Below are 14,808 nucleotides of genomic sequence, written 5' to 3' on the forward strand. Positions count from 1 at the left end.
TGCCGCGCCCCGCCAGGGAGAATTGGCGTGGGATTCACCATTTCACCATATTAATGATGATTTTTTTGAGGACTTATGGGCAACACTAAGTTGGCTAATCCGGCTCCGCTGGGCCTGATGGGTTTCGGCATGACCACCATTCTGCTGAACCTGCACAATATCGGGATGTTCCCGATGGACGGCATTATCCTGGCGATGGGCATTTTTTACGGCGGTATCGCACAGATCTTCGCGGGCCTGCTGGAATATAAGAAAGGCAATACCTTCGGTTTAACCGCATTCACCTCTTACGGCTCGTTCTGGCTGACCCTGGTCGCCATTCTGCTGATGCCGAAAATGGGTCTGACCGAAGCGGCGAACCCACAGTTCCTGGGCGTCTATCTGGGCCTGTGGGGCGTGTTCACGCTGTTCATGTTCTTTGGCACTCTGGTGGGTAACCGTGCGCTGCAGTTCGTGTTCCTGAGCCTGACCGTGCTGTTCGCTCTGCTGTGTGTCGGTCACCTGGTGGATAACGGCGAGTCCATTATTCACGTAGCCGGCTGGATTGGCCTGGTCTGCGGCGCCAGCGCCATTTACCTGGCGATGGGCGAAGTGCTGAACGAGCAGTTCGGCCGCACCGTTCTGCCGATTGGTGAAAAACACTGATCCCTCTTCGTGCCCGCCCTGCGGGCACGAAATCGCCTCCCCTGTCACTATCCTCTTTTTCAACACGGTCATTTTTCGACCACATCAGAAACGGTTAGTAAACAAAATGCGCATAATCACCTTATTCAATTGATAAGCATTATCATTGCGAATAGTGTGACCCGGCGCATCCCGGATATGGATATCATGCAGTGCCGAACAGGAACCCAAGGGGATGAAATAATTCTGTTGTGTTGCATAAGGTTAACTGATGAATTCCAGCCTTGCCGCCAGCGATCAAACTGGCGAATCCATTATCGCGTCACATTACCTTAAGGTTCTCGTCCGGCGCTTTGCCCTGGCAGGGGTGCTGTTCTTCTTTATTATTTGCTCTCTGATCCTCGACTTCACGCTCGGCCCGTCAGGCATCTCCGTTGCTACCCTCTGGCACACCTTAGTCAACTCCGCTGCGGCCGATGCCGGGACGCGGGTGATCGTCTGGGATCTGCGCCTGCCGTTTGCGTTAATGGCCGTCGCCGTTGGCATGGCGCTGGGGCTGGCGGGGGCTGAGATGCAAACCATCCTTAATAACCCGCTCGCCAGCCCGTTTACGCTGGGCGTGTCGTCTGCCGCCTCTTTTGGTGCCGCACTGGCGATTGTGCTCGGGTTAGGTATTCCCGGTATTGCCGATAAGTGGTTCATTCCGGCGAACGCTTTTATCTTTGCGCTGCTGGCCTGCTTTATTCTGGACGGCATCAGCCGCTGGACCCGCGTGGCGACCTCTGGCGTGGTGCTGTTTGGTATCGCCCTGGTCTTTACCTTTAACGCGCTGATTTCCATCCTGCAGTTTGTTGCCAGCGAAGATACCCTGCAGGGGCTGGTCTTCTGGACGATGGGCAGCCTGGCAAGAGCCTCGTGGGATAAGTTGGCGATCCTGGCCGTAGCGCTGCTGATTATCGTGCCGCTGTCGTTAAAGAATGCCTGGAAACTGACGGCGCTGCGTCTGGGGGAAGATCGTGCCGTCAGCTTTGGCATCAACGTGAAAAAGCTGCGTCTGACCACGCTGTTGCGCATCAGTATTATCTCGGCCCTGACGGTTGCCTTTGTCGGCCCGGTCGGCTTTATCGGCCTGGTGGCGCCGCACATCTCCCGCATGATGTTTGGCGAGGATCACCGGTTTTATCTGCCCGGCAGCATGCTGATTGGCGCGCTGGTGCTCTCGCTGGCGTCGGTATTTTCCAAGAACATCGTTCCCGGCGTCATTATTCCCGTGGGCATTGTCACCTCGCTGGTAGGCGTGCCGTTCTTCCTCAGCATCATTATTCGTAACCGGGGGAACGTATGACCGACGGCCTGCGCATCCGCGATCTGCACACCGGCTATCGCAAGAAAAAGATCATCAGTGGGCTGAACACCCCGCTGCTCCCGCGCGGGCAGATCACTGCCCTGCTGGGGCCAAACGGCTCGGGCAAGTCCACCCTGCTGCGCGCCCTGGCTGACCTGAACCCCGCTCAGGGAGAGTTGCAGCTCAACGGCGAAGATCTGATGATCCTACCCGCGGCGAAGCGCGCGCAGAAGGTGGTTTATCTGCCGCAATCCCTGCCGCAGGGGGTGCATCTACATGCGCTCGAATCGGTGATTGTTGCCCGTCGGGCCAGCGGCAGTCCTTCTGGTCTCAATGTCGAACAGGAAGCGTATTCCATCCTCGATAAACTGGGCGTCGCCCATCTGGCGATGAGCTTTCTCGACCAGCTCTCCGGCGGGCAAAAACAGCTGATCGGCCTTGCCCAGTCTCTCATTCGCGAGCCGGATCTGCTGTTGCTGGATGAGCCCTTAAGCGCCCTCGACCTCAACTACCAGTTCCATGTGATGGATATCGTCGCCCGCGAAACGCGGCTGCGCAATATCGTCACCGTCGTGGTGATCCACGACATTAACATAGCCCTGCGCCATGCGAACTTTGCCCTGATGTTGAAAGGCGGCGAGCTGATCGCCAGCGCCCTGCCGGGTGAGGTTGTCACCCCTGCCAACCTGGCGACGGTGTACGGCGTGAATGGCCGGGTTGAATACTGTTCCCGTGGGCTGCCGCATGTGGTGGTCGACGGGTTAACACCATAAGAAGAAGACGGGAAAAACATGACGCTGAAAAAACTCATTGCCGCCGCAGGCGGCCTGGCACTGTTACTTTCACCCTTACTCGCCCAGGCAGAGAGCTGGCCGGTGACGGTGAAAGACCTGGATAACCGCACGGTCACGGTTGAACATGAACCGCAGCGCATCATTCTCCAGGACGGACGCGATATCTTTGCCCTGGCCCTGCTGGAGCGCGATAACCCCTTCTCCAGAGTAGTGGCGTGGAACAACCTGCCGAAGAAGCAGGACACCGAAACCTGGAACGTACTGAAGCGTAAATGGCCGGAAGCGGAGAAGATCCTCGACATGAAGTTTTCTGACCAGGGGAATGTCGATCTCGAAACGGTGATCTCCCGCCAGCCCGACCTGATGATTGCCCAGCTGCGCGCTAAGCCGTCGCTGGTGCAGACCGGCGTGCTGGCGCAGCTGGAAGCCCTGCATATTCCGGTTATCTTCGTGGATTATGAACTGCACCCGGTGGAGAACACTCTGCCGAGTATTGCCCTGCTGGGTAAGGTGATGGGGCAGACCGGGCGCGCGCAGGCCTATATCGATTTCTATCAGCAGCGTCTGGACAGGATCCACCAGCGTCTGGCCACCGTTAGCAAAAAACCGCTGGTCTTTATCGAACCGATTGCCGGTGTCGGCGGGCTGGATAACGGCTGCTGCTTCACCCATGCGCGCAACGGCTGGGGCGGGCTGGTAGAGGCCGCTGGCGGAACCAACATCGGCTCGCAGCTGCTGCCGGGTGCAAGCGGCAATATCGCGGTGGAGAAGATTATCTCCCTGAACCCGGATTACTACCTGATGACCGGCTCAAAACGTCCGGGCAAAGGCACGGCGATTATCCCGTTTGGCTATAACGTCCCGGCACATGATGTCAGCGCAGCCTTTAACGCCCTGCTGACGCGTCAGGGCGTCGCCAGCATTCCGGCCGTCGCGCAAGGCCACACCGGGGCGCTTTATCATCACTTCTATAACAACCCGTATAACATCGTCGCTATTGAGACGCTGAGCAAAATCTTCTACCCGACGCTGTTTAAGGATGTGGATCCGCTGGAGGACTACCACGCCATTATCAAAAACTTTACCCACATTCCGGATGACAACATCATCCTGAGCTTTACCCCTTCGCACTAACAAAAAGGCCGGGCAATATGTCCGGCCTTATTATTATCCGGCGAGGACCGGTACTTCTACGGGCTTCTGGCGCAGCCAGAGACCTAACGCCAGCCCCATCAGCGAGAGCGCCAGCACGTACCAGGCCGGTGCCATTGGCGACACCCCCATCAGCAGGGTAACGGCAATCGGCGTCAGCCCACCGAAGATGGCGTAGGAGACGTTATATGAGAAGGAGATCCCGGTGAAGCGTACTTCCGGCGGGAAGGCGCGGACCATGACATAAGGCACGGCTCCCACCACCCCGACGCACAGCCCGACCACGCCGTACAGCAGGAACAGCTGTTCCGGATGGCTGCCCACCAGGTGATAGAACGCCCAGCTTGATGCAGCCAGCAGCAGGCTACCGATGATAAAGGTCAGGCTGGAACCGATACGATCCACCACCAGCCCGGCAATCAGGCAGCCAAAGCAGAGCATGATGGTCGCAATGCTATTGGCCTGCAGCGTTACCGCCGGGGCAAAGCCGTACTGCTTTTGCAGCCAGACCGGCGACATCAGGATCACTACCACAATCCCCGCCGACAGCAGCCAGGTGAGCAGCATCGACACCACTACTGCTTTTTTATGGCGCACCACTACCGCTTTGACCGGCAGCTCCTGCGCCAGCGCCTTGCGTTGCTGCATCTCAAGGAAGACCGGGGTCTCCTGCAGCCAGCGACGCAGATACATCGCCACCAGACCAAAGGCACCGCCCAGCAGGAACGGAATACGCCAGCCCCAGTCGAGCACTGCCTGTTGAGTCATGCTGGTGTTCACCAGGGTCGCCACCACGGAGCCCAGCAGAATGCCGACCGTCAGCCCTGCGGTCAGCGTACCGCAGGCAATGCCGATCCGCCGGGCCGGCACATGTTCCGCCACAAACACCCAGGCACCCGGCACTTCACCGCCAATCGCCGCCCCCTGCAGGATGCGCATCAGCAGCAGCAATACCGGGGCAATAATTCCCATCGAGGCATAGGTCGGCAGCAGGCCGATCGCGAGGGTCGGAACGGCCATCAGCAGGATGCTGAGGGTGAACATCTTTTTGCGTCCCACCAGATCGCCGAAGTGGGCCATGATGATGCCACCCAGCGGACGCGCCAGATACCCGGCGGCAAAAATGCCAAAGGTCTGTACCTGACGCAGCCATTCGGGGATGTCTGCCGGGAAGAACAGCGCCCCGACGACCGCCGCGAAAAAGACGAAGATGATGAAATCATAAAACTCCAGCGCGCCGCCGAGTGCGGCCAGGGTGAGAGTCTTATAATCCTGACGATTGAGAGGCCGGTTGTAATGTGACATAGCGAACCATTATGAGCTGAATTGTTGAGTTATATTTACAGTGATCGTAAAGAAAAAATTACTATACCGTAAATCAATTAGCACGCTACTACCGTTACAGCATATGTCACATTATTGTTAATTTCAGGAGATTGTTTCACGCCTCGCGCTTTTCGGGCGAAAAGCTGCTACTACCTGCGGGTCGGTTTCCACATATGGCCCTTCAAGCAGCTGTACACAATAAGGTACACTCGCGAAGATACCTGACACCACCACCTTCCCGTCGGCCTCTTTCACCCCTTCCAGCGTCTCTTTAATGGATTTCGGCTGGCCCGGCAAATTGAGGATCAGCGCCTGCTTGCGGATCACGCCTACCTGACGGGAGAGGATCGCCGTCGGCACAAAGTGCAGGCTGATCTGGCGCATCTGTTCACCAAAACCCGGCATTTCACGATCGGCGATGGCGAGGGTCGCATCCGGCGTCACGTCACGACGCGCCGGTCCGGTTCCGCCCGTGGTCAGCACCAGGTGGCAGCTCATTTCATCAACCAGTTCACATAAGGTTTGTTCGATGATCGCCTGTTCGTCCGGGATCAAGCGGGTTTGCACTTCAAAAGGGGTGGTGAGGGCAGAAGCCAGCCAGGCTTCCAGCGCGGGGATGCCTTTATCTTCATAGACACCGCTGGAGGCGCGATCTGAGACGGAAACTAAGCCAATGCGTAAGGTATTCATATCTATTCCATTCAAACAATACAGATTGAGGGAATGATACACGCAGCAGGGGGATTCAGACAGGGAACAAGAGAAGTAGCGTGACCGGAAGCCCGGTCACGCAGGAATGATTACAGCAGTTCGCCGATCATTTTTTCCAGTTTTTCCTGGTCGATAGCAAACTTACGGATACCGTCCGCCAGCTTGTCTACCGCCATTGGATCCTGGTTGTGCTGCCACAGGAACTCGGACTCAGTGATGCGCTCAGGACGGGCTTTCACTTCGCCGCTGAAGCTCAGCTTACGCTCGATCGCGCCTTCGCTTTCTGCCAGCTCTTTCAGCAGCGCAGGGGCGATGGTCAGGCGGTCACAGCCAGCCAGTTCCAGGATTTCGCCAACGTTACGGAAGCTTGCACCCATCACCACGGTTTCATAGCCGTGCTGTTTGTAGTACTCGTAAATCTCGGTAACGGAAACCACGCCCGGATCTTCAGACGCTGCGTACTCTTTCTTGTCGGTATTGGATTTGTACCAGTCCAGAATACGGCCCACGAATGGAGAGATCAGGAACACGCCCGCTTCTGCACAGGCACGCGCCTGAGCAAAGGAGAACAGCAGGGTCAGGTTACAGTTGATGCCTTCTTTTTCCAGCTGTTCTGCAGCGCGGATGCCCTGCCAGGTGGAAGCCAGTTTGATCAGGATACGGTCGTTGCTGATGCCAGCATCGTTGTACAGTTTGATCAGGCGTTTGGCTTTGGCGATAGACGCTTCGGTGTCGTAGGACAGACGCGCATCGACTTCAGTCGAGATACGGCCCGGAACCAGCTTCAGAATTTCCAGACCAATGTTAACAGCCAGTTTATCCGTCGCATCGACAACCTGCTGATCGCGGGAGCTGCTCTGGCTTTTCGCCCAGGCAACGGCGTCGTCGATCAGTTTGCGGTATTCAGGGATCTGTGCGGCGTTCAGAATCAGAGAAGGGTTCGTTGTGGCATCCTGCGGCTGGTACAACTTCATTGCCGCGATATCTCCGGTGTCAGCGACAACAGTCGTGAACTGACGAAGGGAGGTTAATTTATCCGTCATGATAGTGTTTCTCTTTAACTTGCCCTGGATAATTCGCGTTACCAGCGGGATGCCAGAAACGGAAAAATGACAGGTTTACTTGTTAGGGGGATGTAACCGGTCTGCCCTGATGATAACACGACGGAAGGTCAGCGCAACCGCAGACAATGCGCTGAAAGATACTGTGATAAACTTGGCAAAACTCCGGACTGCTAATTACCTGTTTGCTCACTCATTAGTAGCGATTACCTATGCACTTTGGCATCAACAAGAGGGACGTTAATGCCTGATTATCTGTCGTTTATTAATGAAATTCTGTGGGGTTCGGTGATGATTTACCTGCTGTTTGCGGCAGGGATTTGGTTCACTTTTCGTTGCGGATTTATTCAATTTCGCGCCATTCCTCAGTTGCGCAATAATCTGAAAAATAGCCTGACTCCCCAGCCGGGCGGCTTAACCTCGTTCCAGGCGCTCTGCACCAGCCTGGCAGCCCGGGTCGGCAGCGGTAACGTAGCCGGGGTGGCGCTGGCGATCTCGGCGGGTGGCCCGGGGGCCATCTTCTGGATGTGGATGACCGCCATCATCGGCATGGCGACCTCCTTTGCCGAATGCTCGCTGGCCCAGCTGTATAAGGAAGCGGATAAGCAGGGGCAGTTTCGCGGCGGCCCGGCCTGGTATATGGCCCGCGGCCTTGGCATGCGCTGGATGGGCGTGCTGTTTTCTCTCTTCTTACTCATCGCCTACGGCCTGATCTTTAATACCGTTCAGGCCCACTCGGTTGCCCACGCGCTGCGTTTCGCCTTCGACTTCCCGGAAATCATCACCGGCGGCGTGATGGCCCTGTTCACCTTAGTGGTGATCCTCACCGGCATCAAAGGCGTCGCCCGGCTGATGCAGTGGATGGTGCCGGTGATGGCGCTGCTGTGGGTGATCGCCAGCATGGTGGTCTGCGCCTGGCATGCCGACCAGCTCCCTGCGGTCTTCACCCTGATCGTAAAAAGCGCCTTTGGCTGGCGCGAAGCCGCCGCCGGTGCGCTGGGTTATACCCTGAGCCAGGCCCTGACGGCCGGTTTTCAGCGCGGTATGTTTTCCAACGAAGCGGGCATGGGGTCAACCCCCAATGCCGCCGCGGCTGCTGCCTCCTGGCCCCCTCACCCGGCCTCGCAAGGCATCGTGCAGATGATTGGCGTCTTCGTTGATACCATCATCATCTGCACCGCCAGCGCGATGATCGTGCTGCTGGCAGGCCCGGTGGATCTACCAGCTAATACCGACGGCGTGCAGCTGGTGCAGCAGGCACTGATCAATCTGACCGGGGGCTGGGGCGCTGATTTCGTGGCCTTTATCATCGTATTGTTCGCCTTCAGCTCCATCGTGGTGAACTACATTTATGCCGAAAACAATCTGATCTTTTTGCATCCCGATGCCCGGAAATCCCGCTGGCTGCTACGGGGCGGCGTGGTGCTGATGGTGCTGCTCGGCTCTCTGTTAAGCCTGCCAGTGGTCTGGCAGCTGGCGGATATCGTTATGGCGCTGATGGCGATCACTAATCTGACGGCGATCCTACTGCTCTCTCCGGTGATCAACGTGATCGCCCGGGATTATCTGCGCCAGCGGAAGCTGGGGGTCCAGCCGGTTTTTGATGCCTCACGTTATCCCGAGATTGCAGCGCAACTGGCGCCCGGCGCCTGGGACGATTTGCCGCGTCAATAACAGCCATCGATCAATCGAGGCGGTTTTTTTGTTAAAATCGCACCAAATCTCCTGCAAGGACTGGATATGCTGATTCTGATTTCACCTGCTAAAACGCTCGACTACCAGAGCCCACTCGCCACCGAGCGTTATACCCAGCCTGAACTGCTGGATCATTCGCAACAGCTGATCCGCGAGGCGCGCAAGCTTTCGGCGCCGCAAATTGCCAGCCTGATGAGCATCAGCGACAAGCTGGCGGATCTTAATGCCACTCGCTTTCACGACTGGCAGCCGGATTTCACGCCATCCAATGCCCGCCAGGCGATTCTGGCCTTTAAAGGCGACGTCTATACCGGCCTGCAGGCAGAAACGTTCAGCGAAGCTGACTTTGATTTTGCCCAGCAGCATTTACGCATGCTCTCCGGGCTGTACGGCGTGCTGCGCCCGCTGGATCTGATGCAACCTTATCGTCTGGAGATGGGCATTCGCCTGGAGAATGCAAAAGGCAAAGATCTGTATCAGTTCTGGGGCGAGACCATCACCAACACGCTGAACGATGCGCTGAAGGCGCAGGGTGACAATATCCTGATCAACCTGGCGTCGGATGAGTACTACAAATCGGTCAAACCGAAAAAGCTGGATGCGGAAATCATCAAGCCGGTGTTCCTCGACGAGAAGAACGGCAAGTTCAAAGTGATCAGCTTTTACGCCAAAAAAGCGCGCGGGCTGATGAGCCGTTACATCATTGAACATCGTCTGACGAAGCCAGAGCAGCTGACGGCATTCAACAGCGAAGGCTATGTCTTTGACGAGGAAGCATCAGGGAAAGGTGAGCTGGTGTTTAAACGCCACGAGCAGTAACGCAAAACCCCGCCGGTTGGCGGGGTGAGTTTAATGGTGCTTCCAGTCCGGTCCATGACGGTGATCGTCATGACGATCGTTGTGGCGATTATCGTGATGCTCGCCATGCGGACGCCAGCGATTGTCGCGCCACTCGTAGTGGGACTTCCACCAGTCATTGTCACGCCAGCGGCCGCCATCCCAGTGGTGACCCCGATTATCCCGATCGCCAATCTGCAGTTTAACCGCCGGTACCAGGGTGATTTCAGCGGCCTGAACCGCCATCGGAGCCACCAGCATCAGCGAAAGTGCGATAAGTGCAGGTTTCAGTTTAGACATAGGTTACTCCTTATTATTCTTGCCCGATGTGGGCCGATGTAAGGAGATTACGTGAGGGGCGTGGAGGATGTTATTCTCTGCAATCCTATTCTGTAAGTGACCGCATTTATTGGGAATTTCTACTTTTTCCCTGCTATTTTTCTCCTTATTTTCTCCATAAAAAAGCCGGGTGGCGGCTTCGCCTTACCCGGCCTACGGTATGGTGCTTTTGTTTATCCGCGCGTCATCATCAGCTTACGCAGCTCGGCAAAATCGGCTGGCAGGCTGTGGGACAGCAGCGGCAGATCGGCACGCTCGGCCAGCTCTTTCGGCAGCGGCAGCGATTCACCGAGGATCTCGTCCACGCTCTCTTTGAACTTCGCCGGATGCGCGGTGCCGAGGAACAGACCGTACTCGCCCGGGTTCAGCTGATCGCGCAGGGCGCGGTACGCCACCGCCGCATGCGGTTCGGAGGTGTAACCCACCTGCTTCAGCTCGCGCATGGTCTCTCTGGTGGTGTCGTCGGTCACCGCAGCATAACCCAGCTCATTGAGACGCCAGATTTTACGGCGGAACAGCTCTTCCACACGTGGCCAGTTGTTAGGCTGTGACACATCCATGGCGTTGGACAGGGTGGCCTGCGTGGTGTTTGGCGTCCACTTGCCCTCTTTCAGGAAACGCGGCACCGTGTCGTTGGCGTTGGTGGCGGCAATAAAGCGTTTCACCGGCAGGCCCAAAGACTTCGCCAGCAGGCCAGCGGTGAGATCGCCAAAGTTACCGCTCGGCACCGAGATCACCAGCTGGTTGCGCGCTTCCTGCGGCAGCTGGGCTACCGCTTCGAAGTAGTAGCAAATCTGCGCCAGCAGACGGCTGATGTTGATCGAGTTGGCGGAGTTCAGACCCAGCGCGACCTTCAGCTCTTCGTCGTCGAAGGCCTGCTTAACCAGCGCCTGGCAGGCATCGAAGTCCCCGTCGATGGCGACAGTTTCAATATTGCCCCCGAGGGTGCAGAACAGTTTTTCCTGCAGCGGGCTGATTTTGCCCTGCGGATAGAGGATCACCACGCGCACGTTTTTCAGGCCATAGAAGGCGTGCGCCACTGCCGCACCGGTATCGCCGGAGGTGGCGGTCAGGATGGTGACCGGCTTATCGCCGCTGATGTGAGTCAGCATCTGCGCCATAAAGCGGCCGCCGAAATCTTTAAATGCCAGCGTCGGGCCATGGAACAGCTCCAGGCAGCCAACGTCCGGCTCAACCTGGCTTACCGGCGCAGGGAACGCAAAGGCCGCGCGGACGCGCTCTTCCAGCAGCTCCTGCGGGATCTCATCCCCGATAAAGGCGGAGAGAATTTTAGTGCTACGGGTGACGAAATCCTGTTTCAGCATCTCGTCGATTTCGGTCAGACCAAATTCCGGCAGATCGTGCGGGAAGAACAGGCCCTGGTTTTTACCCAGCCCCTGCGTGACGGCCTGTGCAAAGCTAACCTGCTCGTTATGATCTTTAAGATTGTAGAGTTTCATCGTTTATCCCAGTACTCGTGCGCCGGCCGTATCCAGACGGCAAATATGAACAAAGCCTTCCTGATTTTGCAGGTAATTTTTCCCCAGCCATTCTGCGACCCGCTGCGCCGTATCCGGTTTGTCGCACAGGGCAAACAGGGTCGGACCGGAACCGGAAATGCCGCAGGCCAGAGCGCCGATATCCAGCGCCGCGCTGCGCGCTTCGTTGAAGCCCGGTAGCAATCTGGTGCGGTATGGCTCGGCAATAACATCTTTCATCAGTTTTGCCGCCAGAAGCGGCTGACGGGTATAGCAGGCATGAATAAAGCCCGCCAGATGACGACCGTGCGCAATGCAGTCCTGACGGCGGTACTGCGCCGGCAGGATGGCGCGCGCTTCCGCGGTCGACACTTTGATGCCCGGATAGGCCAGCACCCACAGCCACTCATCAAAGCCTGGCACCTGCTGGCTGATGATGCCGTTCTCTTCGATCATCAGCTGCATGCCGCCCAGGAAACAGGGGGCGACGTTATCGTAATGAATACTGCCGGAGATGCGCCCTTCCAGCTCGCCCATCAGGGCCAGCAGGCGGGTGTTATTCAGCGGTTTGCCGCAATGTTCGTTCATCGCCACCAACGCGGCCACCACCGAGCAGGCGCTGGAGCCCAGCCCGGAACCGATCGGCATGCTTTTTTCGAGGGTCATGGCGACCGGCACGTTTTTGCCGATCTCCTGACAAAAACGCTCCCAGCACTGATAAACGATATTCTCACGCGGATCGGTCGGCAACTTGCTGGCGAAACGTCCGACGTTGCTCAGACTGAAGCTGTCCGCGGCCTCTACCGTAACCGTATCCCCCAGCGATGAACCATCCACCGGCGTCACCGCCGCGCCCAGCACATCAAACCCAACGCTCATATTGGCGCTGGAAGCCGGGGCATAAACTTTGACCATGTTAAACTCCTAACTTCCATGACAGGGTACGCAGCAGATCGGCAAACACGCCCGCCGCCGTCACATCATTCCCTGCGCCATAGCCGCGAAGGACCAACGGCAGTGGCTGATAATAGTGGCTGTAAAACGCGAGGGCGTTTTCGCCATTTTTCACTTTGTACAGCGGATCGTTACCGTCTACCGCCGCCATCTTCACCCGGCAGACGCCGTCTTCTTCAATGTTGCCAACATAGCGCAATACCTTCCCTTCATCACGGGCTTTTGCGACCCGGGCCGCGAAGGCATCGTCCAGCTGCGGCAGCCGGGACATAAAGGTCGCCACATCCCCGGAATCGTCAAAACTTTCCGGCAGCACCGGTTCGATCACGATATCCGACAGCTCCAGCTCCCGGCCCGTTTCGCGGGCGAGGATCAGCAGCTTACGCGCCACGTCGGTGCCGGAGAGGTCGTCACGCGGATCGGGCTCGGTGTAGCCCAGCTCGCGTGCTACGTTGGTCGCTTCCGACAGGCTCATGCCTTCGTCCAGCTTGCCGAAGATAAAAGAGAGGGAGCCCGACAAGATGCCGGAGAAACGCTGCAGTTCATCCCCGGCATTAAGCAGGTTTTGCAGGTTTTCGATAACCGGCAGCCCGGCGCCAACGTTGGTGTCGTAAAGGAACTTACGGCGGGATTTCGCCGCCGCGTGGCGCATCTGATGGTAGTAATCCATCGACGAGGTGTTGGCCTTTTTGTTCGGCGTGACCACGTGGAAGCCTTCGCGCAGGAAGTCGGCATACTGATCGGCCACCGCCTGGTGCGACGTACAGTCGACAATCACCGGGTTCAGCAGATGGTACTCTTTCACCAGACGGATCAGGCGGCCGAGATTAAACGGCTCTTTCGCCTCCGCCAGTTCTGCCTGCCAGTTCTCCAGGCTCAGCCCGTGAACGTTGGTCAGCAGCGCTTTTGAGTTCGCAATACCGCAGACGCGCAGATCGATATGCTTCTTCTTGAGCCACTCCTGCTGACGCTTGAGCTGCTCCAGCAACGCCCCACCCACGCCGCCGACGCCAATCAGGAACACTTCAATCACCTGATCGGTGTTGAACAACATCTGATGGGTGACGCGCACGCCAGTGGTGGCGTCGTCGTTATTCACCACCACGGAGATGGAGCGCTCTGACGATCCCTGGGCGATGGCGACAATATTGATGTTCGCCCGCGCCAGCGCCGCAAAGAATTTCGCCGAGATGCCGCGCAGCGTGCGCATGCCGTCCCCGACTACGGAGATGATCGCCAGATGCTCCTGGATAGCCATCGGCTCCAGTAGCTCTTCTTTCAGCTCGAGATAGAACTCTTCTTCCAGCGCCCGGCGGGCACGCAGGCAGTCCACCTGCGGAACGCAGAAGCTGATGCTGTATTCGGAGGAGGACTGAGTGATCAACACCACCGAAATACCGTTGCGTGACATGGCGGCGAACACGCGTGCCGCCATCCCCACCATGCCTTTCATGCCCGGACCGGAGACGTTGAACATCGCCATATTGTTGAGATTGGAGATGCCTTTAACCGGCAGGCCATCGTCGTTATTGCTGGCACCAATCAGCGTGCCTGGCGCCTGCGGATTGCCGGTATTTTTAATCAGGCAGGGGATCTGGAACTGGGCGATAGGGGCAATGGTACGAGGGTGCAGCACTTTAGCGCCGAAGTAGGAGAGCTCCATCGCCTCCTGATAAGACATCGACTTCAGCAGGCGGGCATCCGGCACCTGACGCGGGTCGCAGGTATAAACGCCATCGACGTCGGTCCAGATTTCGCAGCAGTCGGCGCGCAGACAGGCGGCCAGCACGGCGGCAGAGTAGTCGGAGCCGTTACGGCCCAACACCACCAGCTCCCCTTTTTCATTCCCGGCGGTGAAGCCCGCCATCAGGATCATATGGTCAGCAGGAATTTTTCCTGCCGCAATGCGACGGGTAGATTCGGCAATATCTACGGTAGATTCGAGGTAGTGGCCAACAGCGAGCAGTTTTTCGACGGGATCGATCACCGTGACGTTATGGCCACGCGCTTCCAGCAGACCCGCCATGATGGCGATGGAGAGTTTTTCACCGCGGCAGATCAGCGCCGCGTTAATGCTGTCCGGGCACTGCCCCAACAGGCTGATACCATGCAAGACGTGTTTAATCTGGGCAAACTCTTGTTCAACAAAAGCTTTCAGCTGGGCATGCGGAAAACCAGGTTGGGCATCCGCCAGGCCCTGCAGCAGGTTAGCAAAGATCTGCTCTGCGTCGCTGATGTTCACCAGTGCATCCTGACCCCCGATGGTTTTTTCAATCATCGCCACCAGGTGGTTGGTAATTTTAGCCGGGGCAGAGAGTACCGTCGCCACCTGCCCCTGCCTGGCATTGCTCTCCAGGATGTCGGCAACACGCAGAAATCGTTCTGCATTTGCCACTGATGTACCGCCGAACTTCAACACTCGCATGGTTGTTACCTCGTAATCTTTAGCCGAAAAAAAAGCCCGCACTGTTCAGGTGCGGGCTTTTTTCTTT

At 57.4% G+C, this 14,808-nt stretch carries 13 protein-coding genes and 1 other annotated feature (1 of these 14 cut by a window edge); of the genes, 6 read left to right on the top strand and 7 right to left on the bottom strand.

Going from position 1 to position 14,808, the window contains the following annotated elements:
* The first annotated feature begins 75 nt into the window (after positions 1–75).
* From satP to LG383_RS15640, 4 genes are all read left to right on the top strand, one after another.
* Positions 76–645: an acetate uptake transporter gene (gene satP, locus LG383_RS15625; protein ID WP_166181566.1), complete on the top strand. Its 570-nt coding sequence runs from the start codon at positions 76–78 to the stop codon at positions 643–645.
* Positions 646–895: 250 nt separating this feature from the next.
* Positions 896–1,969, top strand: a complete 1,074-nt coding sequence (locus LG383_RS15630) for an iron ABC transporter permease (protein WP_225759601.1) — start codon at positions 896–898, stop codon at positions 1,967–1,969.
* Positions 1,966–2,742, top strand: coding sequence for an ABC transporter ATP-binding protein (locus tag LG383_RS15635; RefSeq protein ID WP_225759602.1), 777 nt, complete (start codon positions 1,966–1,968; stop codon positions 2,740–2,742). Before LG383_RS15630 ends, LG383_RS15635 begins: the two co-directional genes overlap by 4 nt.
* A gap of 18 nt (positions 2,743–2,760) precedes the next feature.
* Positions 2,761–3,897 (top strand): ABC transporter substrate-binding protein, encoded by a 1,137-nt coding sequence (locus LG383_RS15640; RefSeq protein ID WP_106994179.1) that lies wholly within the window; start codon positions 2,761–2,763, stop codon positions 3,895–3,897.
* A gap of 33 nt (positions 3,898–3,930) precedes the next feature.
* Here the strand turns inward: LG383_RS15640 and LG383_RS15645 are convergent, their stop codons facing one another.
* From LG383_RS15645 to tal, 3 genes are all read right to left on the bottom strand, one after another.
* Complete coding sequence (locus LG383_RS15645) at positions 3,931–5,220, bottom strand: MFS transporter (RefSeq protein ID WP_106994178.1); 1,290 nt, start codon at positions 5,218–5,220, stop codon at positions 3,931–3,933.
* 123 nt (positions 5,221–5,343) lie between these two features.
* Positions 5,344–5,931 carry a molybdopterin adenylyltransferase gene (mog, locus tag LG383_RS15650; protein WP_106994177.1) on the bottom strand — a complete coding sequence of 196 codons (588 nt, stop codon included), beginning with the start codon at positions 5,929–5,931 and terminating at the stop codon, positions 5,344–5,346.
* A gap of 110 nt (positions 5,932–6,041) precedes the next feature.
* A complete protein-coding gene (tal, locus tag LG383_RS15655) occupies positions 6,042–6,995 on the bottom strand; it encodes a transaldolase (protein WP_106994176.1) in 954 nt (317 codons plus the stop codon).
* 261 nt (positions 6,996–7,256) lie between these two features.
* Here tal and LG383_RS15660 point away from each other — a divergent pair, with 261 nt between their 5' ends.
* Together LG383_RS15660 and yaaA are read left to right on the top strand one after the other, a co-directional pair.
* Positions 7,257–8,687, top strand: a complete 1,431-nt coding sequence (locus LG383_RS15660) for a sodium:alanine symporter family protein (RefSeq protein WP_225759603.1) — start codon at positions 7,257–7,259, stop codon at positions 8,685–8,687.
* A gap of 66 nt (positions 8,688–8,753) precedes the next feature.
* Positions 8,754–9,527: a peroxide stress protein YaaA gene (yaaA, locus tag LG383_RS15665; protein ID WP_106994174.1), complete on the top strand. Its 774-nt coding sequence runs from the start codon at positions 8,754–8,756 to the stop codon at positions 9,525–9,527.
* 30 nt (positions 9,528–9,557) lie between these two features.
* Here the strand turns inward: yaaA and LG383_RS15670 are convergent, their stop codons facing one another.
* The 4 genes from LG383_RS15670 to thrA all read right to left on the bottom strand — a co-directional run bounded on the left by LG383_RS15670 (position 9,558) and on the right by thrA (position 14,741).
* Complete coding sequence (locus LG383_RS15670; RefSeq protein ID WP_106994173.1) at positions 9,558–9,845, bottom strand: DUF2502 domain-containing protein; 288 nt, start codon at positions 9,843–9,845, stop codon at positions 9,558–9,560.
* A gap of 212 nt (positions 9,846–10,057) precedes the next feature.
* On the bottom strand, positions 10,058–11,344 hold the full coding sequence (gene thrC / locus LG383_RS15675) for a threonine synthase (RefSeq protein ID WP_166181560.1): 1,287 nt from the start codon (positions 11,342–11,344) through the stop codon (positions 10,058–10,060).
* Positions 11,345–11,347: 3 nt separating this feature from the next.
* Positions 11,348–12,277, bottom strand: a complete 930-nt coding sequence (gene thrB / locus LG383_RS15680) for a homoserine kinase (protein ID WP_106994171.1) — start codon at positions 12,275–12,277, stop codon at positions 11,348–11,350.
* Position 12,278: 1 nt separating this feature from the next.
* A complete protein-coding gene (gene thrA, locus LG383_RS15685; RefSeq protein ID WP_225759604.1) occupies positions 12,279–14,741 on the bottom strand; it encodes a bifunctional aspartate kinase/homoserine dehydrogenase I in 2,463 nt (820 codons plus the stop codon).
* Positions 14,742–14,766: 25 nt separating this feature from the next.
* Positions 14,767–14,808: a sequence feature (Thr leader region), on the bottom strand (it continues 76 nt past the right edge of the window).

The organism is Leclercia sp. Marseille-Q4284, assembly GCF_916618945.1.
GTDB lineage: Bacteria > Pseudomonadota > Gammaproteobacteria > Enterobacterales > Enterobacteriaceae > Enterobacter > Enterobacter tamurae.